The organism is Hamadaea sp. NPDC050747, from assembly GCF_040654195.1.
Classification (GTDB): domain Bacteria; phylum Actinomycetota; class Actinomycetes; order Mycobacteriales; family Micromonosporaceae; genus Hamadaea.
The window spans coordinates 141,284-164,766 of the sequence record NZ_JBFAHM010000004.1 but is presented as its reverse complement, the minus strand read 5'-3'; the positions used below and the strand labels follow the sequence as shown (position 1 = coordinate 164,766).

The 23,483-nt window shown below is 70.6% G+C and carries 27 protein-coding genes; 22 read left to right on the top strand and 5 right to left on the bottom strand.

The window, feature by feature from the left end; translation table 11 throughout:
- Positions 1 to 8 precede the first annotated feature (8 nt).
- The gene (locus tag AB0H43_RS10060; RefSeq protein WP_359998904.1) at positions 9 to 1,016 is read left to right on the top strand and encodes a LacI family DNA-binding transcriptional regulator; all 1,008 of its coding nucleotides are present in this window, start codon (positions 9 to 11) and stop codon (positions 1,014 to 1,016) included.
- A 197-nt stretch (positions 1,017 to 1,213) separates the two neighbouring features.
- On the opposite strand, the gene AB0H43_RS10055 is transcribed toward AB0H43_RS10060, so the two are convergent.
- On the bottom strand, positions 1,214 to 2,080 hold the full coding sequence (locus AB0H43_RS10055; RefSeq protein ID WP_359998903.1) for an MBL fold metallo-hydrolase: 867 nt from the start codon (positions 2,078 to 2,080) through the stop codon (positions 1,214 to 1,216).
- The gene (locus tag AB0H43_RS10050) at positions 2,077 to 2,616 is read right to left on the bottom strand and encodes a helix-turn-helix domain-containing protein (RefSeq protein ID WP_359998902.1); all 540 of its coding nucleotides are present in this window, start codon (positions 2,614 to 2,616) and stop codon (positions 2,077 to 2,079) included. The genes AB0H43_RS10055 and AB0H43_RS10050 overlap by 4 nt, the downstream gene beginning before the upstream one ends.
- Positions 2,617 to 2,712: 96 nt before the next feature.
- Between AB0H43_RS10050 and AB0H43_RS10045 the strand changes: the two genes are divergently transcribed.
- Complete coding sequence (locus AB0H43_RS10045; RefSeq protein ID WP_359999323.1) at positions 2,713 to 3,204, top strand: GNAT family N-acetyltransferase; 492 nt, start codon at positions 2,713 to 2,715, stop codon at positions 3,202 to 3,204.
- Positions 3,205 to 3,216: 12 nt separating this feature from the next.
- Here the strand turns inward: AB0H43_RS10045 and AB0H43_RS10040 are convergent, their stop codons facing one another.
- Positions 3,217 to 3,660: a VOC family protein gene (locus AB0H43_RS10040; RefSeq protein ID WP_359998901.1), complete on the bottom strand. Its 444-nt coding sequence runs from the start codon at positions 3,658 to 3,660 to the stop codon at positions 3,217 to 3,219.
- Between the two features lie 72 nt (positions 3,661 to 3,732).
- On the opposite strand from AB0H43_RS10040, the gene AB0H43_RS10035 reads away from it, so the two are divergent.
- Genes AB0H43_RS10035 through AB0H43_RS10020 form a run of 4 tightly spaced genes read left to right on the top strand, consistent with a single transcriptional unit; the run spans position 3,733 to position 5,399 of the window.
- Complete coding sequence (locus AB0H43_RS10035) at positions 3,733 to 4,263, top strand: YcxB family protein (protein ID WP_359998900.1); 531 nt, start codon at positions 3,733 to 3,735, stop codon at positions 4,261 to 4,263.
- A gap of 34 nt (positions 4,264 to 4,297) precedes the next feature.
- On the top strand, positions 4,298 to 4,459 hold the full coding sequence (gene rpmG / locus AB0H43_RS10030; RefSeq protein WP_359998899.1) for a 50S ribosomal protein L33: 162 nt from the start codon (positions 4,298 to 4,300) through the stop codon (positions 4,457 to 4,459).
- A gap of 23 nt (positions 4,460 to 4,482) precedes the next feature.
- Positions 4,483 to 4,989, top strand: a complete 507-nt coding sequence (locus tag AB0H43_RS10025) for a GNAT family N-acetyltransferase (RefSeq protein ID WP_359998898.1) — start codon at positions 4,483 to 4,485, stop codon at positions 4,987 to 4,989.
- A complete protein-coding gene (locus AB0H43_RS10020; RefSeq protein ID WP_359998897.1) occupies positions 4,986 to 5,399 on the top strand; it encodes a DUF2809 domain-containing protein in 414 nt (137 codons plus the stop codon). The genes AB0H43_RS10025 and AB0H43_RS10020 overlap by 4 nt, the downstream gene beginning before the upstream one ends.
- Here AB0H43_RS10020 and AB0H43_RS10015 read toward each other — a convergent pair.
- Positions 5,338 to 6,348, bottom strand: coding sequence for a hydroxyacid dehydrogenase (locus AB0H43_RS10015; protein ID WP_359998896.1), 1,011 nt, complete (start codon positions 6,346 to 6,348; stop codon positions 5,338 to 5,340). The two genes, AB0H43_RS10020 and AB0H43_RS10015, sit on opposite strands and share 62 nt — an antisense overlap.
- Positions 6,349 to 6,589: 241 nt before the next feature.
- On the opposite strand from AB0H43_RS10015, the gene AB0H43_RS10010 reads away from it, so the two are divergent.
- From AB0H43_RS10010 to AB0H43_RS09995, 4 genes are read left to right on the top strand one after another with little or no spacing between them, the layout of a single operon-like run.
- On the top strand, positions 6,590 to 7,510 hold the full coding sequence (locus AB0H43_RS10010) for an ABC transporter permease subunit (protein WP_359998895.1): 921 nt from the start codon (positions 6,590 to 6,592) through the stop codon (positions 7,508 to 7,510).
- Entirely contained in the window at positions 7,507 to 8,412 is a 906-nt protein-coding gene (locus tag AB0H43_RS10005) for a carbohydrate ABC transporter permease (protein WP_359998894.1), read from the top strand. The genes AB0H43_RS10010 and AB0H43_RS10005 overlap by 4 nt, the downstream gene beginning before the upstream one ends.
- 49 nt (positions 8,413 to 8,461) lie before the next feature.
- Positions 8,462 to 10,129, top strand: a complete 1,668-nt coding sequence (locus AB0H43_RS10000) for a hypothetical protein (RefSeq protein ID WP_359999346.1) — start codon at positions 8,462 to 8,464, stop codon at positions 10,127 to 10,129.
- Positions 10,042 to 11,421, top strand: coding sequence for an alpha-L-fucosidase (locus tag AB0H43_RS09995; RefSeq protein ID WP_359999322.1), 1,380 nt, complete (start codon positions 10,042 to 10,044; stop codon positions 11,419 to 11,421). The genes AB0H43_RS10000 and AB0H43_RS09995 overlap by 88 nt, the downstream gene beginning before the upstream one ends.
- A 14-nt stretch (positions 11,422 to 11,435) precedes the next feature.
- Here AB0H43_RS09995 and AB0H43_RS09990 read toward each other — a convergent pair whose 3' ends face one another.
- Positions 11,436 to 12,482 carry a LacI family DNA-binding transcriptional regulator gene (locus AB0H43_RS09990; protein ID WP_359998893.1) on the bottom strand — a complete coding sequence of 349 codons (1,047 nt, stop codon included), beginning with the start codon at positions 12,480 to 12,482 and terminating at the stop codon, positions 11,436 to 11,438.
- 96 nt (positions 12,483 to 12,578) lie between these two features.
- Here AB0H43_RS09990 and AB0H43_RS09985 point away from each other — a divergent pair, with 96 nt between their 5' ends.
- From AB0H43_RS09985 to AB0H43_RS09930, 12 genes are all read left to right on the top strand, one after another.
- Entirely contained in the window at positions 12,579 to 14,333 is a 1,755-nt protein-coding gene (locus tag AB0H43_RS09985; RefSeq protein ID WP_359998892.1) for a DUF2264 domain-containing protein, read from the top strand.
- A gap of 126 nt (positions 14,334 to 14,459) precedes the next feature.
- Complete coding sequence (locus AB0H43_RS09980) at positions 14,460 to 15,062, top strand: CDP-alcohol phosphatidyltransferase family protein (protein WP_359998891.1); 603 nt, start codon at positions 14,460 to 14,462, stop codon at positions 15,060 to 15,062.
- Positions 15,059 to 15,958: a DUF881 domain-containing protein gene (locus AB0H43_RS09975; protein WP_359998890.1), complete on the top strand. Its 900-nt coding sequence runs from the start codon at positions 15,059 to 15,061 to the stop codon at positions 15,956 to 15,958. Before AB0H43_RS09980 ends, AB0H43_RS09975 begins: the two co-directional genes overlap by 4 nt.
- On the top strand, positions 15,955 to 16,287 hold the full coding sequence (locus tag AB0H43_RS09970) for a small basic family protein (RefSeq protein ID WP_359998889.1): 333 nt from the start codon (positions 15,955 to 15,957) through the stop codon (positions 16,285 to 16,287). The genes AB0H43_RS09975 and AB0H43_RS09970 overlap by 4 nt, the downstream gene beginning before the upstream one ends.
- 8 nt (positions 16,288 to 16,295) lie before the next feature.
- A complete protein-coding gene (locus AB0H43_RS09965; protein ID WP_359998888.1) occupies positions 16,296 to 17,303 on the top strand; it encodes a DUF881 domain-containing protein in 1,008 nt (335 codons plus the stop codon).
- Between the two features lie 42 nt (positions 17,304 to 17,345).
- Positions 17,346 to 17,723, top strand: coding sequence for a glycine cleavage system protein GcvH (gene gcvH / locus AB0H43_RS09960; RefSeq protein ID WP_290863753.1), 378 nt, complete (start codon positions 17,346 to 17,348; stop codon positions 17,721 to 17,723).
- Positions 17,724 to 17,889: 166 nt separating this feature from the next.
- A complete protein-coding gene (locus tag AB0H43_RS09955) occupies positions 17,890 to 18,330 on the top strand; it encodes an FHA domain-containing protein (RefSeq protein WP_253750632.1) in 441 nt (146 codons plus the stop codon).
- A 77-nt stretch (positions 18,331 to 18,407) separates the two neighbouring features.
- Positions 18,408 to 19,124, top strand: a complete 717-nt coding sequence (locus tag AB0H43_RS09950) for a MerR family transcriptional regulator (RefSeq protein WP_359999321.1) — start codon at positions 18,408 to 18,410, stop codon at positions 19,122 to 19,124.
- A gap of 50 nt (positions 19,125 to 19,174) precedes the next feature.
- Entirely contained in the window at positions 19,175 to 19,642 is a 468-nt protein-coding gene (locus tag AB0H43_RS09945; RefSeq protein WP_359998887.1) for a bifunctional nuclease family protein, read from the top strand.
- Positions 19,643 to 19,840: 198 nt separating this feature from the next.
- Positions 19,841 to 20,422, top strand: coding sequence for a MerR family transcriptional regulator (locus AB0H43_RS09940; protein WP_359998886.1), 582 nt, complete (start codon positions 19,841 to 19,843; stop codon positions 20,420 to 20,422).
- A gap of 115 nt (positions 20,423 to 20,537) precedes the next feature.
- Positions 20,538 to 22,139: a peptide-N4-asparagine amidase gene (locus tag AB0H43_RS09935; RefSeq protein WP_359998885.1), complete on the top strand. Its 1,602-nt coding sequence runs from the start codon at positions 20,538 to 20,540 to the stop codon at positions 22,137 to 22,139.
- Between the two features lie 27 nt (positions 22,140 to 22,166).
- Positions 22,167 to 23,468: a mannosyltransferase family protein gene (locus AB0H43_RS09930; RefSeq protein WP_359998884.1), complete on the top strand. Its 1,302-nt coding sequence runs from the start codon at positions 22,167 to 22,169 to the stop codon at positions 23,466 to 23,468.
- Positions 23,469 to 23,483: the final 15 nt, after the last annotated feature.

The window sequence follows — 23,483 nt, the reverse complement described above, 5'->3', positions numbered from 1 at the left end:
TTACCGGGGTGCGCGACAAACCGTCAACACAGGCGACCCTGCAGCAGGTCGCCGACGCCGCCGGCGTCTCCCTGGCCACCGCGTCCCGTGTCCTGCACGGCAGCGGTGGCCGAACCGTCCGCGAGGAACTACGCGCCCGGGTCCTGGCCGAGGCCAATCGCCTGCGCTACGTCTCGCACGCCCCGGCCCAGGCGCTCGCCCGGGCCACCACCTCGATCGTCGGGCTGATCGTCCACGACATCGCCGACCCCTACTTCGCAGCGATCGCGGCCGGCGCCATGCGCGCCGCCCGCGACCACGACCTCATGGTCATGGTCGCGTGCACCTTCCGCGAACCGCAGCTCGAGCTGGAATACGTCGCCCGGCTCCGCGCCCAGCGCGCACGCGCGATCATCCTGGCCGCCTCGGCCTTCACCGGTACGCGTTTCCTCGCGGACCTCGCCGACCACCTCGACGGGTACGCCGACCAAGGCGGTCGCGTCGTCGCGATCGGCGACCACGGGCCGGGCGTCGACGCCGTGCTGCCGTCGAACTACGCGGGCGCGGTGATGGCCGCTGAACATCTCGTGTCGCTCGGGCATACGCAGGTGGGCGTCGTCAGCGGCCCGGTCGCGCTGGCCACCGTGGCCGACCGGCTCGCCGGATTCGAGTCCGTCCTGCCGGCCACCGCGATCGCGGCCGGTGACTTCAGCCGCGACGGCGGGTACGCGGCCGCCCGGGAACTGCTCACCGCGCATCCATCGCTGACGGCGGTCTTCGCGCTCGACGACGTGATGGCCTACGGCGTGCTGGCGGCGGCCCGGGACCTCGGCCGGAGCGTCCCGGGCGACCTGAGCGTGGTGGGCTTCGACGACGTGCCCGGAGCGGCCGACGTCGGCCCGCCGCTCACCACGATCCGCCTCGACCTGGCCGAACTGGGATCGCGGGTGCTCGGCCTGGCCGTCGGGCCGCCGGACGGCTCGGTCACCGTCCCGGCTTCGCTGGTGGTGCGGTCTTCGACGGCGGCCGCTCGGTAGCCGGTACGGCGCTCGCCTCGCGCGCCGGGGCGCGGCGCTCCGGTACGGCGTACGCCTCGCGCTTGTGCCACGTGCGCCGGGTACGGCGTCCGCCGCTCGGGTACCGCCGTCGCCGGTGGTGATCTCCGGAGGTCCGCGCACGTTACCGGGCGCCGGTGGGGTGCGTCAGCCTCCGGAGATCGACGAGCCACCCGGCGTCAGCGGGGACGCCGGCCGATCAGCTTGTGCAGTCGCCCCTTGCCCACGAGCCAGAGCAGGTCGCGCTGCCGGGGCTCGTTGTAGACGACGAAGTCGTCGAAACGGTGCACGCCCCGGCGTCCGGCCACCTCGTACGCCGCTTTCCGGACGTGCCGCAGTTGTTCGACGGTCATCTCCAGGGGCCGCTCGTCCGGCTGGTAGGTGGCGCCGATCGGGAAGTCGCGGCCCGGCCGTCGCCGCATCTCGACGTGGCAGCCGAGGACGTAGGAGATCTCGTTCTCCTCGGCGAAGGCCACCAGCCGGTCCAACGTGGCGAGGAACATGGGGTAGTCGAAGGCGTACAGCCGGCCGGGGAGCACGGTGTCGCCGGTGAGCAGGAAGCGCGTACGCGGGTCGTAGATCGTGATCGCCGCCTTGTGGTGGCCCGGCGAGCCGATGATCGACAGCGTACGGCCGCCCAGCTCGAACGGCACGGTCTCGTCGGGCAGCCGGTCCGGCGCCGGGCCGAAACCGAAGAACGCCCGTACCTCTTCGAGGTCACGATCGACGATGGTCGTGTGTGGACGATCCGCGAACTGCCCGTCGGCGGCCACGTGATCGCCGTGGCCGTGGGAGTGCGCGACCACGAGCGGGAGGTCGCCGATCAACTCGTCGACCGTCGCCCGCAGCGGGAACTGCTCCGGCTCGGCGGTCGCCCCGGTGTCCAGCAAGAGCGCGCGGTCGTCGCCGACCAGAAGGTAGAGGAAGGGAGCCTCGTAGGTGACGGCCTTGTTCTGCCGCAGGATGTAGGTGTGGTCGTCGGCCCGGTGGACTTGGAGCGCCGGTTCGCCGAGCGCGCCGTGGATCCAGGTGACGTCGAGGTTCATGGTGCTTCTCCCAGGGGTGTGAGGGACACGAACACGCGGACGTGCCGGGCGTCGGGTTTGTCGGCGTCTGCTTGATACGGTTCGAGCAGGGCGCGCCACTTCGCGGCGAGGTCGGCGGCTTCCGCGGCGGTGAGTTTCACGACGGCGGTCGCCATGCCCAGCCCTTCGCGCCATTCCGGACGCTCGTCCGGAACGCGGTCGAGGTAGGCCCGGATCGCCGCCATCTCGCGGTCGACCACCACGTTTCCGATCTGCTGGCCGAGCAGATGGTCGTCACCGGAGTCGACCCGGAGCCGTGGTGTCTTCACCGCGATCCGCCATTGGCGTTCGCGGCGGTCCTCGCCCGGCCCGGCGTCCTCGACGAAGCCGTACTTGGCGAGCTGCCGCAGATGGAACGAGCAGTTCGCCTGCGGTACGCCGAGGATCCGGCCGCACTGGGCGGCCGTCGCCGAGCTGAGGGTGCCGAGGAGTCCGAGGAGGTCCAGCCGGAGGGGATGTGCCAGGGCTCGGATCGCCTGCGGATCGGTGACGCGCATATGCCAAAGGGTACTTTGGCTTTGCGAGATGTCAACGGGTTCTTTGGCATTCTGTCCGCGGCGAGCAGTGGGCTATTGTTCCGGCTCGTGGACGTGATGGTGGTTCCGCGGACGGACGGGCAGGTGATGTCCTGTGTCGAAGCCCTCCGGGAGGTGCACGTGGCCGACGCCTATCCGGTCCGGTGGCCCGCCGATCCGGTGGACTGGCTCACTCCGGCAGACTCGCTGAGCAGCTGGGTCGCCGTGGCTGGAGACCGCGTCGTCGGCCACGCCGCCCTCCGCCGGACCGAGCCGCCCGCACCGGTCGCCGAGCGGATGGATCCGGCGCTGGGCTCACCGGCGATGGTCAGCCGGCTCTTCACCGTCCCGGCGGCGCGGCAGAGCGGCGTCGCACGTCGGCTGTTGGACGAGGTCGCCGGGTGGGCTGCCGATCACGGGTATGAGCTGTTCCTCGGCGTGGCCGACAACGCTCTCGGCGCGCGCCGCTGTTATGAGCGCACGGGCTGGCGGCACGTGTTCACCGAGCATGCCGACTGGCTGGACGCCGACGGCCGCCCGGCGCTAGTGCATTACTACATTCCGGGTTAGCGGGGATGGCCGTCAGGCGACGCAGAATTCGTTGCCTTCGGGGTCGGCCATCGTCACCCCGTAGTGACCCTCGGTGTCGCCGTCGTGTCGATAAAGGACAGTCGCGCCGAGGTCGACGAGCTGTGCCACCTTGGCGTCCACGCGGGGCCGGCGCTCTGTCACCGGCACCGACCGACCGCCGCCGACCATCACGTCGAGATGCAGGCGGTTCTTGACGGTCTTCTTCTCGGGGACGATCTGGAACCAGATCGACGGCCCGTTTCCAGCCGGGTCTTCGAGCCGATCGGCGCAGGGACCGTCGCCGAGCTCCTCGGCCGGGACTCCGACGCTCAGGTAGTAGTCCCGCCAGGTGGCGTGGCCCTCGGGCGGATCCTGCGGGCGGTAGCCCAAGGCGGCCGCCCAGAAGGGCACCAGGCGGTCCGGGTCGGCGCAGTCGATGGTGAGCTGAAATCCCATGAGCAAGATCCTGCCTCCAGGGGCCGACATTTCTCGCGGCAACGGGCGTGACAGAACCAGTACGCTCGGCCCGTGACCCCGACCGAGACACGAATCCGCGTGGAGTTCACCGTGCCGCCGGATTGCGCCGAGCAGCGTCGTGCGTACAAAATCGTGCATCGTGTTCTGTTCCGGATCTTCTTCTGGTTCGCGATCGGTCTCGCGGCCCTGGCTTTCGCGGACGTCGTGCTGGTTGTCGCGTTGTTGCACCGGATTCCGATCGTGGAGCCGGTGGTTTTGCTCCTCCTGGCGCTCTGGGGAGTGACGTTCCCATGGCGCTGCGGCTCGCGGACGCTGCGGGCCTCGCCGCGCCATTTCGCCAATCCGGTGACCTTCGAGATCAGCGAGGTCGAGGCAGGGGAGACCTCCGCGGTCGGCCACCTGTCGGTCCGGTGGGCCGCCGTCACGTCCGTGGTGGAGACGGCCGAGTTCTGGGTCTTGTACGCCGACCGCCGGCCCCGGCTGGTGGTGCCCCGGCGGCACCTCACCGCCACCGACGAGGCGGCTGTGCGGCAGTTCATGATCGGCCGGAACCTGGTCCCGGAACAAACCTCCGAGGCGTGACGTTGTCAGGGGTCGAAAGAGCTAGGAGAGTGACATGGCCGTCGACACCCGCCCGATCGTGAAGCTGCGCTCCACCGCCGGGACCGGATACACGTACGTCACGCGGAAGAACCGCCGAAACGACCCCGATCGCCTGGTCGTCCGCAAGTACGACCCGATCGTGAAGCAGCACGTTGAGTTCCGCGAGGAGCGCTGAACACGTCCGGCTAGGCTGGCCGGATGATCGAGATCAAGACCGGCCGTCTGCTGCTGCGCAGCTGGCGTGACACCGACCTCGACCCGTGGGCCGAGATGAGCGCAGACCCCGAGGTCCGCGAGCATCTCGGCCCTTTGCTGTCACGGGAGCAGGCAGCGGCGTCCATCCGCTACTTCCAGGAGTGCATCGACCGTGACGGCTTCGGCTTCTGGGCCGTGGAGGTCCTGGAGACCGGCGAGCTCGTCGGGATGGCCGGCCTGGACGCGGTCGACGAGGAGGCGCCGGTCGACGGGGTCGAGATCGGCTGGCGGCTCGCCCGGTCGGCCTGGGGCCACGGGTACGCCACCGAGGCGGCACTGGCGGTGCTGGACTACGGCTTCGACCGTCTCGGCCTGCCGGAAATCCTGTCGATCACGGCGGTCGGCAACGTGCGGTCGCAGGCCGTCATGCGGCGGCTCGGCATGTCTCCGCTCACCGAGTTCGACGACGACGACGGCGTACACCAGGTGGTCTTCCGGAAGGAGCGGTGACCCGCCTGCGGGCGGTGCTCGCCGCGGTCGTCGTCCTCCTCGCCGGGCTCGGGGTACGCGCCTTCACAGGTGGCGTGTTCGCGAAGTACGCCGGAGTGGCGCTGTACGCCGTGCTCGTCTACGTCCTCGTCCTCGTCGTCGCGCCCCGGCTCCGGCCGTTGCCGAGCGCAGCGATCGCGCTCGCCGTCTGCTGGGCGGTGGAGTTCTTCCAGCTCAGCCCGATCCCGGCCGAGCTGTCGGAGCGCAGCGCCCTCGCCCGGCTGATCCTCGGCAGCACCTTCAACGCCCCCGACCTGCTCTGGTACGCCGTCGGCGTCGCGGTTGCGTACGCGGTGCACGCGGCGGTGACTAGGCGAGGCGGGGAAGGTCCTCGAGGCGTACCTCGCCGAGCAGAGGCTGCCCGCTCGTGAACCGCTCGACCTCGGCGGTGGCGTACGCGCCGAAGCGGCGTACCTCGCTGCCCTGAACTCCGCCCAGATGCGGCGTGATCAGCACGTTCGGCAGGTCGAAGAGGGGATGGCCGACGGGCAGCGGCTCCGGGTCGGTGACATCCAGGACGGCGTCGAGGCGGCCGGTGCGGCACTCGGCCAGCAGCGCCTCGGTGTCGACGAGGCTGCCTCGGGCGGTGTTCACCAGCAGCGCGCCGTCGCGCAGCAGTTTCAGGCGGTCCGCGTTGATGAGGTGACGGGTCTCCGGCAGCGCCGGGGCGTGGACCGTCAGTACGTCGCTGCGGCGGCACATGTCGTCGAGGTCGGTCAGCTGGGCGCCTAGTTCCGCGGCGTCGGCCTTGTCCAGGAACGGATCCGAGACCAGGACGGTGTGCCCGGCCGTGACCAGGCGGCGGATGACGCGGCGCCCGATCCGGGAGGCCCCGACGACGCCGACCGTCCGCCCGTCCGCCCCCACTCGCTCGCCGAACGCGGGCACGCGGCCGGTGTCGGCGTACTGCCGGGCCATCGGGATCACCCGCTTCAGGCCGAGCGCGATGGCGGCGGCGGTGAAGTCGGCGACCGGATCGGCGTTGGCGTCGGCGGCCGACGAGACCAGGATGCCGCGTCGCCACACCTCCTCGGTGACGTGATGCCGGACGGAACCGGCCGCGTGCACCACCGCCCGTAGCCGGGGCATGCGCTCGAGCGCGGTCGCGTCCAGCCGGAACGCCTCCCACGAGGTGATCAGGACGGTCACCTCGGCGAGCCGGTCGTCGTCCGGGCCGAGCACGGCCGGTCCGTCGCCGGGCTCGGTCGCGGGCATCAGGGCCAGCCGCTCGCCGAGCCGGGCGAGGAGGTCCGGGGTGAACGCCGCCGGCAGCACGTCGGGGCGCATCGAGAAGGCGCCGACCGGGCGGGGGAGAGTCATCGTGAGCTGCTCCTTGCGCAGTTGACAGAAACCGCTTTCTGTACGAGCGGCACTGTAATCTGCGCGGTCACACGAGGTCAATGCCGGACAAGACTGCGCGGGAAAGCGGCTCTCTTGACGCCGGGCTAGTAACCGGTTTATGTTCTCGGTCACTTGCCGAGGAGGGAGGGCCATGACGGCCAGCACGATCGCCCGGAAAACCGCGGCGGCAGATGGCGGAGGCGCAGGTAAGGCACCCCGCGTGCCGCGCGATCGTACGCCTCTGTGGCGGAAACTGGTACGTGACCGGTTACTGTGGCTGTTCCTTCTGCCCGGTCTCGCGTACTTCTTGATCTTCCACCTGGGCGCCGCCTTCGGGATGGTCATCGCCTTCACCGACTACTGGCCGGGCATCTCGGTCACCGAGTCGAACCTCGTCGGCTTCGAGACCTTCCAGAAGATGTTCGGCGACGCCGACTTCTGGCACGCGGTGCTCAACACGGTGGAGATCTCGCTGCTGCAGCTGATCTTCTACTTCCCGGTGCCGTTGGGGCTGGCGCTGCTGCTGCACAGTCTGACGAGCACCACCATCAAGCGCCTGGTGCAGAACGTCGTTTACCTGCCGCACTTCATCTCGTGGGTCATCGTCGTCGCGCTGTTCCAGCAGATCCTGGGCGGCGCGGGCGTGGTCAACGGGTTCCTCGCCGATCACGGCCTGCACACCGTGGACATCATCGGCAACCCGGACGCCTTCAAGCCGCTGCTCATCGCGCAGGTCATCTGGAAGGACTCGGGCTGGGGCACGATCATCTTCCTGGCCGCGCTGGCCCAGGTCGACGACACGCTCTACGAGGCGTCCGCGATGGACGGCGCCGGCCCCTGGCGGCGGTTCTGGCACGTCACCCTGCCCGGCATCCGCTCGGTCGTCGTGCTGCTGCTGGTCCTGCGCCTCGGCGAGGTGCTCTCCGTCGGCTTCGAACAGCTCCTGCTGCAACGGGACGCGGTCGGCCCGGCGGCCGGGGAGATCATCGACACCTACGTCTATTACAAGAGCCTCGGCGGTGGAGGCGACTTCCCGCTGGCCGCCGCGGCCGGCATCTTCAAGGGCGTCATCGGCGCGATCCTCGTGTACGCCGCCAACAAGGTCGCCCACCGCCTCGGCGAGCAGGGGGTCTACCGATGAGCAGCGCGACCCTCAAGCGGGCGGGCCGGCCGGCCTGGCAGGAGCCCGCCAAGCCGGTCACGAAGGCGGCCAAGGGCCTGGCGCTGGTGGTCATCTGCGCGCTCGTGCTGGTCCCGTTCCTCGTGGTCATCTCGACCAGCCTGGCCAGCCCGGACGAGGTCGTCGCCAACGGCGGCTGGGTGCTGTGGCCGGAGCATCCCACGCTGGACGCGTACCGGGACATCTTCCGGGGTGGTCAGGTCACCAAGGCCATCGGCGTCAGCATCGGCGTGACGCTCGTCGGCACGCTGGCCAGTCTCGTCGCCACCACCCTGCTGGCGTACGCGCTGAGCCGCCCGCAGCTGGTCGGCGGGAAGAAGATCCTGCTCGGCATCCTGTTCACCTTCCTCTTCCCGCCCGGCATGATCCCGGCGTACCTGGTCGTGAAACAGCTCGGCCTGCTGGACAACTACGCGGCCCTGATCGCGCCGGTGATGATCAACGTGTTCAACCTCGTGATCGTCCGGGGCTTCATCCAGGGCCTGCCGGAGGAGCTGTTCGAGGCGGCCCGCCTCGACGGCGCCGGCGAATGGCAGGTGCTGTGGCGCGTCGTGCTCCCGCTGTCCAAGGCGGTGCTGGCCGTCATCGGCCTCTTCTACGCGGTCAGCTACTGGAACGCGTGGTTCCACGCCGCGATCTACATGTCGGACTCGAAGTTCCCGATCCAGCAGGTGCTGCGGATGTACGTCATCCAGGGCGCCCAGCTGGCGGACCCGTCGGCCGCCGACGCGGCGGCGGTGTCGGCGCCGCAGACGGTCCGGATGGCCGTCGTGATCATCGCGGTCATCCCGATCATCCTCGTCTACCCGTTCGTCCAGCGCTTCTTCGTCCGCGGAGTGCTGACCGGGGCGATCAAGAGCTAGTCCTCCTCCTCCTCCCGCTCATTCTCACTGTCGAGAAAGGAACCACTCCATGTCTTCGGAGCTTTCCCGCCGCTCGGTGTTCCGGGCGATCGGCCTGGGCGCGACCGCGGTCGCGGTGCCGTCGCTGATCAGCGCCTGCGGCGACGGCAGCGGTGGCGGCGGTGTCGGCAACGCCGGCACCGAGCTGGCGGCGTGGCCGACCTACACGGCGGCCAAGGTGCCCACCCCGGACCTGCCGGGCGACGGCAACGACGTGCAGAACGGCTACACCAAATACCCGTCGCAGATCGGCAACGCCACCAACGGCAAGCCCGGCGACGGCAGCGTCGTCAAGGCGGTCGTGATCACCTACGGCACGCCGCCCGGCCCGAAGGAGACCAACAAGTTCCTTCAGGCGGTCAACGAGGCGCTCGGCATCGACCTGCAGCTGACCGTCGTCCCGGACGCCGACTACCAGGCGAAGATGGCCACCCTGATGGCCGGCGACGACCTGCCCGACATCATGAACATCGGTGGCGGCTACATCCTGCCGCGCGAGGCCGACTTCGTCGCCAGCAAGTGCGCCGACCTGTCGGAGTACCTGTCCGGCGACGCCGTGAAGGCGTACCCGAACCTGGCGAACATCCCCACCCGGGCCTGGAAGGACATGGGCCGGGTCAAGGGCCGGATCATGGGCGTGCCGGTCGAGCGGCCCGCGCCGGGCAACATCTTCTACGCCAACCGGGAGATGTGGAAGGGCGCCGGAGTCGACGACAAGGCGTTCAGCGCGGGCGGCTGGACCAGCTCGGACCTGCTGACCGCGGCCAAGACGCTCACCAAGGACAAGAAGTACGCCCTCGGCGCGAGCAAGAGCGGCAACTTCGGCCTCGGCGTGCACGCCCCCGCGTGGGGCGCGCCGAACCTCTGGAAGAACGACAACGGCACCTTCGTGTCGTACTTCGCGACGCCGGAGTTCAAGCAGGCCGTGGCGTTCATGCGGGACCTGTTCGCGGCGGGCGCGTACTATCCGGACGCGCTGACCGTGTCGCAGGTGGACGCGAAGACCCACTTCGCCGGGCAGATCACCGCCAGCCTCACCGACGGCTTCGGCGCGTACTCGCAGATGATCACCTCGGCCAAGGGCGCGTACACCGTCGCCCCGGCGCTGCCCTACGTCGGCGGGAACGCCGGCGGCAAGCTCTTCGCCGCCCGGAGCGTCTTCGGCTACACCGTGCTGAAGAAGGCCGCGCCCGACCGCATCAAGCTGCTGCTGCGGGTGCTCGACTTCCTGGCCGCCCCGTTCGGCACCAAGGAGTACGAGCTGGTCCACTACGGCGTCGAGGGCACGCACTTCACCCGGGACGCGGACGGCAACCCCGCGCAGACCGACCTGTGGAAGGGCGGGGAGAACAAGACCAACCTGCCCATCACCTACCTCTGCGACGCGCCGCAGGTGCTCTTCTACCCCGGGGTGTCGCCCGAGGCGATCGCCCTCATGCACTCGTTCGAGCAGAAGACCGCCCCGAACCTGGTCCGCAACCCGGCGTACGGGCTGGTCTCGGACACCGCCAGCAAGAGCGAGGCGGCCATCCGCAAGACCATTACCGACGTGCTGAACGCGGTCGTCATGGGCCGGGCGTCGCTCGACGACTGGGACGCGGCCGTCAAGCGGTACAAGGCCGACGGCGGCGACAAGATCGGCGAGGAGTACGGCAAGGAGTACGCGGCCGCCCAGTAGGACGGCTCGACTGGGCGGCGCCGGACCACCGGCGCCGCCCTTCGCGTGAGGAGAACCGGATGCGGCCGACCCCGCAGCAGCTCGCCTGGCAGGAGGCCGGGTTCGGGCTGTTCTTCCACTTCGGGATCAACACCTTCCACGGCGTGGAATGGGGCGACGGCACTGCCGACCCGGCCACCTTCGCGCCGGACGGCCTCGACGCCGGGCAGTGGGTCGAAACCGCGAAGCAGGCGGGCGCGCGGTACGTCGTGCTCACCGCCAAACATCACGACGGCTTCTGCCTCTGGCCGACCGCCACCACGGCGTACTCGGTGAAGAGCGCGACCTGGCGCGACGGCCAGGGTGACGTGGTCGCGGAGCTGGCCCAAGCGTGCCGGGCCGCGGGCCTGGGGCTGGGCCTCTACCTGTCGCCCTGGGACCGGAACGCGGCCTGCTACGACGACCCGCGCGCCTACGACGACTTCTACCTCGCTCAGCTGACCGAGCTGTGCACCGGCTACGGGCCGCTGTTCGAGATCTGGTTCGACGGCGCGGGCTCCGAGGGTCGAAGCTACGACTGGGCGCGGATCATGGCGGTCGTCGGCGAACATCAACCCGACGCGATGGTCTTCAACCTGGGCGAGCCGACCATCCGATGGATCGGCAACGAGGACGGCCTGGCCACCGACCCGGTGCGCTACACCGTTTCCGCGACGGACGTCTCGATGTTCACCACCGCGGTGTCGCAGTTGGACGGACCTCGCTACCTGCCGCCGGAGTGCGACGTCCCGATCCGGGCCGACTGGTTCTGGCAGCCGTCGTCGGTGTTGAAGACCCGGGAGCAACTGCTGGAGATCTTCTACCGGTCGATGGGGCTCGGCGCCGGCCTGCTGCTCAACCTCGCGCCCATGCCGTCCGGCCGACTGGACCCGGCCGACGTCGACCGGTTGCTCGAGGTCACCGGGGAGCTGCGGCGCCGCTTCGCGCGTCCCGTCCCGGCCACGCTGTCCGCGATCCCCGGCGGCGTCCGCGCCATCTTCCCCACGCCCGTGCGGTTCGATCACCTCGAACTGCGCGAGGACCTCCAGGCCGGTCAGCAGATCGACGGGTACGCCGTGGTGGCCGACGGTAAGCGGATCGCGGTCGGCTCAACCGTCGGGATACGCCGGTGGCACGCCGTCCCGCCCGTCACGGCGTCCTCCCTGGACATCTTCGTGCCCGCGGGCTCCCTCTCCGCCGTGACCGCCTTTTCTCCGGCGCTGGATCAGGGTTCGCGGTCGAATCCAGCCTCAAGATTCGACCGGGAGCCCTGATCCAGCGCTGATCGTCAGTGGGGGGTGGCGGTGGTGACCGAGTCGCGGACGACGATGTGCGTACCGAGCATGACGTGCTGGCGACCGGAGCCGTTGCCCTGCAACGCCATCTTCACCGCCGTGCGGCCCAGCTCCTCGTGCGGCAGGTGCACCGTCGTCAGCGGCGGGTTGAGGTCACCGGCCAGCGGGACGTCGTCGAACCCGATGATGCTGACGTCCTCCGGTACGCGTTTGCCCCGGTCCCGCAGCGCGGCGATCGCCCCGGCGGCGGTGTTGTCGTTGCCGGCGAAGACGCCGGTGAACTCGACGCCCCGGTCGAGCACCTCCGCCGTGCGGTCGTACCCGCCGTCGCGCCCCATGTCGCCGTGGCTGACGAGCGCCGGGTCGACCGGGATCTTGTATGCCGCCAGCGCGTTGCGGTAGCCCACCACGCGCTGGTCGCTGGTGGTGAAGCCGTCCGGCCCGGCCAGCATCAGGATGCGCCGGTGACCGGCGGAGAGCAGGTGCGACGTGGCCGCGTATGCCCCGCCGACGTTGTCGTACTCGACGCTGATCGCCGGGATGTCCGGGCCCAGCGACGGGCGGGCGCAGGTCACCAGCTTCGAGCCCGCGTCGGCCAGGCCGATCGCGTAGCGCTTCATCCGCTCGCGGTATTCCTCGTTCTCCACGACCCCGCCGACGAGAATGACGGCGTCGGCGTGCTGCTCGCGCATGAGCTTGATGATCTCCAGCTCGCGGTCGGCGTCGCCGTGCGTGGTGCAGACCAGGCAGAGCCGTCCGTGCTCGGCCGCCTCGGCCTCCACACCCGCCGCGATGTGCGCGTAGAACGGGGTCACCGTCTCCTTCATGAGGATGGCCACGACCTTGGAGGTTGCCCCCGAGAGCGCGCGGGCGTGTGCGTTGACCACGTAGTCGAGGTCGCGGACGGCCCGTTGGATGCGAGCGCGGGTCGCGCTGGAGACGGGGTAGTCGCCGGAGAGCGCCCGGGAGACCGTCGCGACCGAGACGCCGGCCGCGCGGGCGACGTCTCGGATGGTGGGGCGCTTGGACGGCTGGCTCACGGTGCTCCGATCTGGTCCGCCGGCGGCGGGGTGCTCGCGATCTTGTCTTGGGAAAACCGTTGTGAAAGCGGTTACTGTGATCGTATTCTGCCAGCCATGCCCTCGTTGCACCAGATCCACGGCGCTGTTTCTGCCCATCGCGAAGGCTGGTTCTCGGCCCTCCTCGCAGTCGTCTCGCCCGCTACGCGTACCGCCGCGCTCGGCCCCGACCGGCAACCGGTCCACGCCACCAACCACGACTCCGGCGCGACCTGGTTCGAGCTGGTCGCCCGGCCGCTCTGGGGGCTGGCCGCGGCGGCGGCCGGCGGATTGCGGGCCGACGCCCAGTGGGACGAGCTGCGCGGTTCGCTGACCGCCGCGGTCGATCCGGCCCATCCGTGGTACATCGGCCTGCCGCCCGACCTCGATCAGCGCATCGTCGAGTCCGCCGCCGTCGGGTACGCCCTCGCGGTCGCCCCGCACGAGGTGTGGGATCCGCTGACCGGACCGCAGCGCGACCACCTCCGGGACTGGCTGTCGGCGGCGGCGAACGCGACCCCGGTCGACAACAACTGGCACTTCTTCCCGGTGCTGGCTGCGACCGGGCTGCGCGCGGTGGGCGTACCGGTGGATGAGGCGCGCGTGACCGCGCACCTGGACCGGCTGGAGGAGTTCGCGGTCGCGGACGGCTGGTACGCCGACGGTCCCGGCCTGCCGGGGCGGAGCGCACCCCGGGACTACTACGTGCCGTTCGGGTTCCACTTCTACGGTTTGCTGCTGGCGTCGCTGGGCGCGGTCGACGCCGGGCGGGCCGCCCGCTTCCGGGCGCGGGCGGTCGAGTTCGCGCAGCAGTTCCAGCACTGGTTCGCCGACGACGGCGCGGGCGTGCCGTTCGGGCGCAGCCTCGGCTACCGGTTCGCGCAGGGGTCGTTCTGGCCGCTGCTCGCCGCTGCCGACGTCCCCGCGCTGCCCTGGGAGCGCGTACGCGGACTGGCCCAGCGGCACCTCGACTGGTGGTGGCGGCAGCCCGCCGCCGCCGAGGACGGTGGCTTGACCGTCGGGTACGCCTACCCCAACACCGGCGTCGTCGAGCAGTACCTGGCCGGGGGATCGCCGTACTGGGGGACCAAGTTCTTCTCCGGTCTCGCGGCTCCGGCCGGCCATCCTTTCTGGACCGCCACGCCGGCCGCCCCGGTTCGTGAGCCGATCTCGGTGCAGCCCGCGCCGACGATGGTGCTGGCCAAGGACGCCGCCGGGGACGTGGTGACGCTGAACGGCCAGCACGCCCCGCTGTGGAACGCCCGGGGCGGAGCGGCCAAGTACGCGAAGTTCGCGTACTCCACGCTCGCGGGGATCAGTGTGCCGACGGGCGGAGCCGACCTGGAGAACTCGGCGCTCGACTCGGCGCTCGGGTTGTCCGACGACGGCGTCCACTGGCGTACGCGGTCCGCGGGGGAGTCCTCGCTGGACGGCTCGGCCGTGGTGATCCGATGGGAGCCGTACGCCGACGTGGTGGTCGAGACCCGGCTCTCCTTCGACGGCGACGCGCACCTCCGGGAACACCGCATCGTCACCGGCCGGACGCTGTACGTGGCCGAGGGCGGGTTCTGCGTACCGTGGCTGCCGTCGTCCACCTCCTCCGCGGGGGACGGGATCGCCGCCGCCGACGGCGGGGGGATCGCCGGCTCGATCCGCTCCGACGATCCCGGCCGCGTGGGGGAGATCGTCCACCCGATGCCGGGGTCGCACCTCTACTTCCCGCGTACGGTGCTGCCGACGCTCCGGTCGGAGCTCGCTCCGGGCGAGCACGTGCTGCGCTGCCGCGTCACGGTGGGGCGCAGCAAGCCCGACCCTGAGCCAGGGCAAGCCTGACGACGAGGCGTGACCGGTCGCAATCGGGCGGAAACCACCCAGCGTGGCCCGGCCGGGAGTGGGACTGCGATGATCCACTCCCGGGCGGATATAGTGGCTCGGCGGCGGACAGGCTAGGGGGGCGAGATGACGCAGGCGGATCCCCGGTCGAGGATCCTGACCATCCCCAACGCGATCAGCTTTCTGCGGCTGCTCGGCGTACCGCTGTTCCTCTATCTCTTCCTCGGCCCGCACGAGTGGGGCTGGGCGGTCGCGGTGCTGGCGGTCGGCGGGACCACCGACTGGATCGACGGCTACCTGGCCCGGCGCCTCGGGCAGGTGAGCCGCCTCGGCGAGCTGATGGACCCGGTCGCCGACCGGCTCTATATCCTCGCCACCATCGTCGCGTTCACCGTCGAAGGCGTCGTGCCCTGGGCGTTCACCATCGCGCTGCTCGCCCGCGAGGCCGTGCTCAGCGTGGTGGTCCTGGTGCTGCGCCGATACGGCGTGCCGCCGCTGCCGGTCCATTACGTCGGCAAGACCGCCACGTTCATCCTTCTGTTCGCGTTCCCGGTGCTGCTGCTCGCCTCCGCCGCCGACGGTGCGGTGGCGTCGGTCGCGCACGCGATCGGGTGGGCGCTGGCCTGGTGGGGGCTCGTCCTCTACTGGGTCGCCGGCGGCCTCTACATCCTCCAGGCTCGGTCGGTGGTACGCGCGAAGCAGCCGGTCGCCGCCGGAGGCTCGGCATGACCGCCGCCCCGGCGCCCCAGCCCGACACCGGCGAGCAGGCCGCGCAGGCCCGCCGCCGATACAGCACGGATCTGCTGGACTCCCTGTTCCGGGAGTCCGTCGAGGCCAGCCGGGCCGCGTACGAGGCGTCCACTCGCCGGACACCGGCGGCGAAGGCTGCGTACAAGGCGCTCGGCGCGGTGACCGCGCTGGCCTTGGGCTTCCTGCTCGCGGTGGCGTACCAGAAGGTCGTCGAGGAGCAGCCCCAGCGGCAGACGGCCCGCGACGGCCTGATCGCCGACATCCACACCCGGCAGGACCGCATCGACGGGCTGACCGGGCGGGAGGAGTTGCTGCGGGGGCAGGTGAACAGCCTGCAGGCGGCCCTGCTCAACGACAGCACGTTGCAGCGGCTGCGGACCTACGAGGCGGCCACCGGGCTGCGCCGGGTGACCGGCGACGGGGTGACCATCACGCTGGGCGACGGCCCGGCCAAGGCCGATCCGGTGACCGGCCAGGCCGACAAGACCGCGCGCGTGCTCTTCGTGGACCTGCGCAACGTGGTGAACGAGCTGTTCACCGACGGCGCGGAGGCCATCGCGATCAACGGCCAGCGGCTCACCTCGACCTCGACCATCCGCTCGGCGGGTGAGGCGATCCTTGTGGACTTCAAGCCGCTCGTCGGCCCGTACAAGATCGTCGCCATCGGGCCGGGCTCGATGGCGACGAAGTTCTCGGAATCGGCGACCGCGGACCTGTTCCGCAAGCTCGTCGACAGCAAGGGGATGTCGTTCTCGGTCAAGCGGAGCGACGACCTCACCCTGCCCGCCGCCGCCAACCCGCAGCTGCGGTACGCCAAGCCAGTCGTGTCCGGGTCGCCGTCGGCGACCGCGTCGCCATCGGGAGGTGGCAAGTGATCCCCGTCCTCGCCTTGATCGCCGGGGTCCTGCTCGGCGTCATCCTGGACCCGACGGTCCCGGCGGCGCTCGAGCCCTATCTGCCCATCGCCGTCGTCGCGGCGCTCGACGCCGTGTTCGGCGGGGTGCGGGCCAAGCTGGACGGGATCTTCGACGACAAGCAGTTCGTCGTCTCGTTCATCTCCAACGTCCTGGTCGCCGGGCTCATCGTGTGGCTGGGCGACCAGCTGGGCGTCGGCGGTCAGCTCTCCACCGGCGTGGTGGTCGTCCTGGGCGTACGCATCTTCGGCAACGTCGCGGCGATCCGGCGGCATCTGTTCCGGGCGTAGGAGACGGCATGACGAACCCTCACGAGAACCAGCCCGAACCGGAGCGGCGGCCGGACGACGCCCACCGGGACGACGGGCTCGACGGCGTACGCCCGGAGGCGCTGCGCGCGGAGTTCGACGCCGAGCAGACCATCCGGCTCGACCGGCCGGCGGACGACGATCCCGCCGAGCCGGGCGACGACGCCGAACCGGTCCGGCCGGACGCCGCCGCCGACGAGGCCGAGCCGGCTGAGTCCGAGCCCGCCGAGGCTGAGCCGGACGAGTCTGAGCCCGGCGAGTCCCATCCCCGCGAGGCGGCCGAGACCTCCGAGCCGCCCGCGCCGGCGGCCAAGAAGAAGGTGTCGGCGGCGACCGTCGTCATCGCGGCTCTGGTGGGCCTGCTCGGCTTCGCGTTGATCGTGCAGGTGCGGGGCACCTCGGAGGACTCGACGCTGGCCTCCGCCCGGACCGACGACCTCGTCCGGATTCTGTCCGATCTGGACTCCAACGAGAACCGCGTACGCCAGGAGATCGCGGATCTGGAGCAGCTGAAGCGGGAGCTGACCGCGGGTAGCGAGAGCGCCGACGCCGCCCGGGCGGCGGCCGAGCAGCGCGCCGACGAGCTGGGCATCCTGGCGGGAACGCTGCCCGCCGAGGGAACCGGCCTCACCGTACGCTTCTCCGGCCAGGTCCGCGCCTCCCGGATCCTGGACGCCGTCGAGGAACTCCGTAACGCCGGAGCCGAGGCGATGCAGATCAGCGGCGGCAACGGGCAAGCGGTCCGCATCATCGTCTCCACCTACTTCCAGGACGCAGACGGCGGCCTGAACGTCAGTGGGACGAAGCTGACCGGCCCGTACACGATCACCGTCATCGGCGACCCGGCGACGATGAAGACCGCGCTGAACATTCCGGGCGGGGTGGTCGCGACGGTCAGTAGCGACGGCGGTAACGTGATCGTCGAAGATCCGGGCAAGGTGACCGTGTCCGCGCTCGCCGCGGAACCGGACCTGCAGTACGCGCAGCCCGCCTCCTGACCGGTGGCGGACCGGCGGTAGACGATGGAAGAGGAGCAGCCGTTGATTCCCGAGAATCTGCGCTACACCGCGGAGCACGAGTGGGTGGCCGTGGGCGCCGATCCGGTACGGGTGGGCATCACCGACTTCGCGCAGGACGCGCTCGGCGACATCGTCTACGTGCAGCTGCCCGAGCCCGGCACGACCGTCGCCGCCGGAGACGCGTTCGGCGAGGTCGAGTCGACCAAGAGCGTCTCCGAGATCTACGCCCCGGTCAGCGGGGTCGTCGTCGCCCGCAACGAGGCACTGGGCGACTCGCCGGACCTGATCAACACCGACCCGTACGGCGAAGGGTGGCTGGTCGAGCTGGAACCGAGCGACCCGGCGGCGCTCACCTCCCTGCTCGACGCGGACGGCTACCGCAAGCTCACCGAGAGCTGATCTGCCCGCGCGTCCGGTTGACCCTTTCTTCCCTGGCTGGCTACGCTCGCACAACCGATCGCCCGAGGGCAGTCCGCCCGCGGGCGTAGCCGCCATCGCAGCCCAAGCTCCGTTGCATCCAGGTTTGTTGACGAAGCACCGCTAGACGAAATCGTGAGGTGGTCCGATGACCCGCCCCGGCGACGAGTTCCCTCCGCTCGATGTCACGTCGACCCTGCACCTCGGCTCGTTGGACGAGGTTCTCGAGGGTCCCGACTCCGACGTCGTGCCCGGTCGGGTCTCCGGTCAGCTGCCGGCCGGGATGGCCCTGCTCGTGGTGCGGCGAGGCCCCAACGCGGGCGCCCGGTTCCTGCTCGACCACGACGTGACGACCAGCGGACGGCACCCCGACAGCGACATCTTCCTCGACGACGTGACCGTCTCCCGGCGGCACGCCGAGTTCCACCGTGAGGGGTCCACCTTCACCGTCCGCGACGTGGGCAGCCTCAACGGCACCTACGTCAACCGCGAGCGGGTCGAGTCGGCCACCCTCAACAACGGTGACGAGGTTCAGATCGGCAAGTTCCGGCTGGTCTACATCGCGGGGCCCCGCCCCGAGGAGTCGTGACGCTGTCCGAACGGGCCGCGACGCCCGGCGACCGGCCGGGCGCGGCGGAAGGCCGCGCCCGCGCCGAGGCGCAGCCGCTGTTCAGCATCGGTGAGGTGCTGGCGGAGCTGCGTGCTGAGTTTCCCGACACGACCATCTCCAAGCTCCGGTTCCTGGAGAGCGAGGGGCTGGTCGAGCCGCAGCGGACTCCGTCGGGTTACCGGAAGTACTCGCGGGCCGACGTCCAGCGCCTTCGCTTCGTGCTGACCGCGCAGCGGGACCAGTACCTGCCGTTGCGGGTCATCCGGGAGCAGCTCGCCGACGGCGGCGACGACCTCGTCGAGGCGGCCGGCCGGCCGAACCTGGTCGCGCTCGGCCCGGACGACGCGCTACCGCCCAGTACGCCTTCCGCCGTGCCGCCGCCGCAGCCGCGGGACGCCGCCTCGGTCCGGTTGACGACGGCCGAGCTGTGCGACCGGTCCGGGCTGACCACCGGGCAGCTGCGCGATCTCGAACAGCACGGGTTGCTCACGCCGGACGCCGGTGGCCGCTACGACGCCGACGCGCTGGCCGTCGCCGAGGTCGCCGCCGCGTTCGCGGAGCACGGCGTACAGGCGCGGCATCTGCGGGCCTGGCGGGCGGCCGCGGACCGTGAGGTGGGGCTGATCGCCGCCCTGGTGGCGCCGTTGCTGCGGCACCCCGACCCGAGCGCTCAGGCACGCGCGGCCGAGACGGTGCGGGAGCTGACCGTGCTGTCCCAACGCCTGCACGCCGCCCTGGTACGCGTAGGGCTGCGCACCACGCCCGGCCAGTGAGATGCGTGTACGGTGGAACTGAGGGCTGTGCCGGAGAGAGGGAGGCGACGGTGCGTGAGCTGAGCGTGGTCGGGGTGCGGGTCGAGTTGCCCACCAACCAGCCGATCGTGCTGCTGCGCGAGGTCGATGGCGACCGGTACCTGCCGATCTGGATCGGTGCGGTGGAGGCGACCGCCATCGCCTACGAACAGCAGGGCGTGAAGCCGCAGCGGCCGTTGACCCACGACCTCATGCGAGACGTCCTGCAGGCGCTGTCCGCACCGCTGTCGGCGGTCGAGATCACCGACCTGCGGGACAGCATCTACTTCGCGGATCTGCTCTTCTCGGACGGCGCGATCCGGGTGTCCGGCCGCCCCAGCGACGCGATCGCGCTCGCGTTGCGGGTCGGCGCGCCCATCCGCTGCGCGGAGTCGGTCCTGGACGAGGCGGGGATCATCATCCCCGACGAGCAGGAGGACGAGGTCGAGAAGTTCCGGGAGTTCCTCGAGCAGGTAACGCCCGAGGACTTCGCGAGCTAGCCGCCGGCCGTCCGCCGCGCCGGGAGTACCCGGATACTCCTTTCGCGGCGTGTCCGCGTGTTGCCTCCACCCCGCACCCGGCCCTGCGCTATAGGGTGACAGGTGTCGGATCTGGCACCGACGCTCTCCACCGCGAGCCGTTGCGCGAGCGGGCGCTGAGCTGTGTGCTTGCCGGCGCCGCGGAGTGGAGGTATTCGTATGGAGCCTTACAGCGCAGACCAGGCGACACTGGCGGAGGCGATCCTGCCGGAGCCGACGGTCGGCTACCGGGGGGTCACCGCGTGCCACGCCGTGGGGATCAGCTACCGCCAGATCGACTACTGGGCGCGTACCGGGCTGGTCTCGCCGAGCATCCGCGACGCCTCGGGCTCCGGCACTCAGCGGCTCTACTCCTTCCGTGATCTCGTCGTCCTCAAAGTCGTCAAACGATTGCTGGACGCCGGAGTTTCGCTCCAGAACATCCGCAAGGCGATCGAGACGCTCCGGTCGCACGGCGTCGAAGATCTGGCGGGCATCACGTTGATCTCCGACGGCACGACGGTCTACGAGTGCCGCTCGGCCGAGGAGGTCGTCGACCTGCTGCAAGGTGGGCAGGGCGTGTTCGGCATCGCGATCGGCGGCGCGTTCAAGGAGATCCAGGGCTCGCTGTCGATGCTGCCGGGCGAACGTGCGATCGTGCCCGAGGAGGCCGAGGTCGGCGACCCCGCCCCGGTCATCGAGGCCCCGTTCGGCGTCACCGACGAGCTGGCGGCCCGCCGCGCCCGCCGGCGAGCTTCCTGAATACATCAGGCGCGCTGCTGAATACATCCGGTCCGCAGCGCCGGCGGTGCTGATCTTGCGGTGAACCCGACTCTCCAGTGAGATGGACTCATCCATCGATACTGGGGAGGTTCCCATGCTCCGACTTCGACGCCTGCTGACCGCGGGCCTCGTCGTGGGCCTGGTTTTGGCACCGGTACCGGCCGCGGCGGACACGCCGCCGGCGGAGTTCGGCACCGACTGGCACGATCCGCTCACCGCGGACCCTCCGATCCAGACACCGCCGACGAGGTCGTGCCGCGTGCGGATCGTGGACGCGCACTTCCAGGACTTCACGCCGTACCGAGGGGCCTACGCGCCGCCCACCGAGTGCGCCGGCCCGTGGGCGAAGGTCGTGCTGAGCCTCGACGGGCAGGTCGCCGGGCGCCAGTTCGACCGCCTCGGATACCTGAACGTCGGCGGGGTCACCGTCTTCAAGACGTCCACACCGGAACCGTCGGCGGAGGGGATCGCCTGGCACGTCGAGAAGGACGTGACGGCGTACTCGTCGTTGTTCGCCCGGCCACAGCCGGTCGAGTCGCTCATCGGCAACGTCGTGAACGACACCTACACCGGCGTCCTGCACGTCCAGGCGTACCTGACGTTCTACACCGCGGACGCCGGGCATCCGGCGCCCCGGGGCGGCGCTGACGACGTGTTCGGGCTGACCGGCGTCCACGCGGAGGGGACCGCCCGGGTCGGCGGCCTGACCGTCGCCCCGAACACCGAACGGCTCGTCGCGGAGGTCTACGCGACCGGCTCCGGCGGCGGCTGCGAGGAGTTCTGGTACCTCACCGCGCCACCCGAGTCGGGCTACTCCTGCCCGGCCGACGAGGGCCCCTACCGGGAGGTCCAGATCAGCGTCGACGGCGTCCTGGCGGGCATCGCCGCGCCCTATCCGCACATCTACACCGGCGGCTGGTCCAACCCGTTCCTCTGGTACGTGCTGCCCGCGCCGCGCGCCTTCGACATCCAGCCGGTCCGCTACGACCTCAGCCCGTTCGCCGGCCTGCTCACCGACGGCCGCGAGCACACCGTGTCGGTCACCGTCGCCGGGGTGCCCGCCGGGCAGTCCGGCTGGGACCTCCCGGTCACCCTGCTCGGCTGGCGGGACCACGGATCCAGCCGGGTCACCGGTTCGCTCACGCGATCGGTCGCCTCGCCGCTCGTCAACGACAGCTCGTACGCGGACGGCAGCGACCAGGACTCGGTCACGACGAACGGCGCGCACCGGTTGACGGTGAGCGGATTCGTGAACACCTCGCACGGGCGCGTCACCACGACCGTCGCCCGCGACCTGGCGAACACCTCGTCCCACCGCTGGGGCGCGGAGGAGAACCCGGACGCGCTGACCGCCGAGTGGACCGATCGTGAGATGGTGACCGTCACCGGGCCACGGGTCCACGACGTGCGCCTGGCCGACCGCCGGTACGCGATCGACGGCGCGATCAGCGTCGACGAGGCGAATCGGCTCGTCACGACGATCTCGCTGACCGACGCGGCGAGCTTCGTCACCGACGGGGTGCCGGTCCGGCAGGAGAACGCGTACACCGGGACGGCCGGCTGGACGCTGGGCGTACCGCGGGAGGACCGCCACGCGACCGCTACGACCAGCCTGCACTACACGCTCACCGAACCGGGACGGCGCTATGACCGGACGTTGACCGCCGTGAACGGAACGCTGACCCTGAACCGCTGACAGTCAGGCATGCATTATCGTCTCCGCATGCCCGACGAAACGCTGGCGCTGGAGGGCGCCTCGCCCGCAGTCCGTTCGGCGATCCCGGCCCAGGCCGCCGAGGAAGCCGCGCCCTCCGGCACCGCCGGCGGCGAGCACGCCGCCCCGCCGCCCGCTGGGCCGTCCATGCGGGAACGCTGGCGGCAGTCGTTCATCGTGGGGTTCTGGACCTGGTTGTCCGGTCTGGCGCTGTACGCCGTCGTCACCTTCGCCGCCTGGGTGCCGTTCGAAGGGCTGGCGGCGAAGGCCGGCGACCCGCCGGACAGCGTCTCGGTGGCGCTGGACGCCTGGAACCGGTGGGACACCACCTGGTACCTGATCATCGCGGACACCGGTTACCACTGGGACACCCGGGCGACCGCGTTCTGGCCGCTCTACCCGATGACCGTCCGCGCCGCCAACGCCGTGCTGCCGGGTGGCTCGTTCGGGGCGGCCCTGGCGGTGTCGCTGGTGTGCTGCCTGGTGGCCCTCGTCCTGACGCACCGCCTCGCGGCGGAGGTCATGGACGAGCGGCACGCCCGCCGGGCGGCGTTCTACCTGCTCGCCTTCCCGACCGGGTTCTACCTCGTGGCCGCGTACAACGAGTCGATGTTCATCGCGCTCGCGGTCGGGTCGCTCTACTGCATGCGCCGGGGGCACTGGTGGATCGCCGGTGCGCTCGCCGGGCTCGCCGGGGCGACCCGGATGGCGGGCGTCCTCCTGGGCGCCGCGTTCGTGTACGAGTACCTGCGGCAGCGCGGATGGTCGGTCCGCCGCATCCGATGGGACGCCTTGTCGATCGCGCTCGTGCCGTCCGGGCTGGCGGCGTACATGCTCTACCTGCAGCAGAGCTTCGGCAGCGCCACCCACTTCATGGAGTCGCAGAAGGCGTGGTTCCACGACGGCTACCAGGCCCCGTGGACCACGATCGGCCAGGTCGCGAAGATGATCCACGACTGGACGCCGATGTTCTCCCCGGACAACTTCCGCAACGTCGCCAATCTCGCCACCGCGCTGCTGATGATCGCACTGCTGACGCTGGCGCTGGTGGGGCCGTGGAAGCTCGGCCCCGAGGATCGCTACCTCGTCGTCTTCGCCGCGATCACCTTGCTGCTGCCGCTGATCAGCCCGATCCACTCGCACTACCCGCTCAGTTCGCTGTGGCGCTACAGCCTGGAGTGCACGGCGGCGTTCCTCGTCCTGGCGAAGATGGGGCGCAACGCGAGCTTCGACCGGTTCTTCAGCATGGGCGCGGTCGGTCTGCAGGGCGCGATGATCATCGTCTTCCTGCAGAACAACTTCGTCGCCTAGGTCCGGCCCCGGCAA

Bases quoted from the DNA above. Each gene is read 5' to 3' on its own strand.
- AB0H43_RS10015 (WP_359998896.1), bottom strand. From the start codon at position 6,348: ATGACTCTCCCCCGCCCGGTCGGCGCCTTCTCGATGCGCCCCGACGTG.
- AB0H43_RS10040 (WP_359998901.1), bottom strand. From the start codon at position 3,660: ATGGGATTTCAGCTCACCATCGACTGCGCCGACCCGGACCGCCTGGTG.
- AB0H43_RS10045 (WP_359999323.1), top strand. From the start codon at position 2,713: ATGGTGGTTCCGCGGACGGACGGGCAGGTGATGTCCTGTGTCGAAGCC.
- AB0H43_RS10050 (WP_359998902.1), bottom strand. From the start codon at position 2,616: ATGCGCGTCACCGATCCGCAGGCGATCCGAGCCCTGGCACATCCCCTC.
- AB0H43_RS09965 (WP_359998888.1), top strand. From the start codon at position 16,296: ATGACGAACCCTCACGAGAACCAGCCCGAACCGGAGCGGCGGCCGGAC.
- AB0H43_RS09975 (WP_359998890.1), top strand. From the start codon at position 15,059: ATGACCGCCGCCCCGGCGCCCCAGCCCGACACCGGCGAGCAGGCCGCG.
- AB0H43_RS10025 (WP_359998898.1), top strand. From the start codon at position 4,483: ATGATCGAGATCAAGACCGGCCGTCTGCTGCTGCGCAGCTGGCGTGAC.
- AB0H43_RS09930 (WP_359998884.1), top strand. From the start codon at position 22,167: ATGCCCGACGAAACGCTGGCGCTGGAGGGCGCCTCGCCCGCAGTCCGT.
- AB0H43_RS09980 (WP_359998891.1), top strand. From the start codon at position 14,460: ATGACGCAGGCGGATCCCCGGTCGAGGATCCTGACCATCCCCAACGCG.
- AB0H43_RS09940 (WP_359998886.1), top strand. From the start codon at position 19,841: ATGGAGCCTTACAGCGCAGACCAGGCGACACTGGCGGAGGCGATCCTG.
- AB0H43_RS10000 (WP_359999346.1), top strand. From the start codon at position 8,462: ATGTCTTCGGAGCTTTCCCGCCGCTCGGTGTTCCGGGCGATCGGCCTG.
- AB0H43_RS09985 (WP_359998892.1), top strand. From the start codon at position 12,579: ATGCCCTCGTTGCACCAGATCCACGGCGCTGTTTCTGCCCATCGCGAA.
- rpmG (WP_359998899.1), top strand. From the start codon at position 4,298: ATGGCCGTCGACACCCGCCCGATCGTGAAGCTGCGCTCCACCGCCGGG.
- AB0H43_RS10055 (WP_359998903.1), bottom strand. From the start codon at position 2,080: ATGAACCTCGACGTCACCTGGATCCACGGCGCGCTCGGCGAACCGGCG.
- AB0H43_RS10005 (WP_359998894.1), top strand. From the start codon at position 7,507: ATGAGCAGCGCGACCCTCAAGCGGGCGGGCCGGCCGGCCTGGCAGGAG.
- AB0H43_RS09935 (WP_359998885.1), top strand. From the start codon at position 20,538: ATGCTCCGACTTCGACGCCTGCTGACCGCGGGCCTCGTCGTGGGCCTG.
- AB0H43_RS09955 (WP_253750632.1), top strand. From the start codon at position 17,890: ATGACCCGCCCCGGCGACGAGTTCCCTCCGCTCGATGTCACGTCGACC.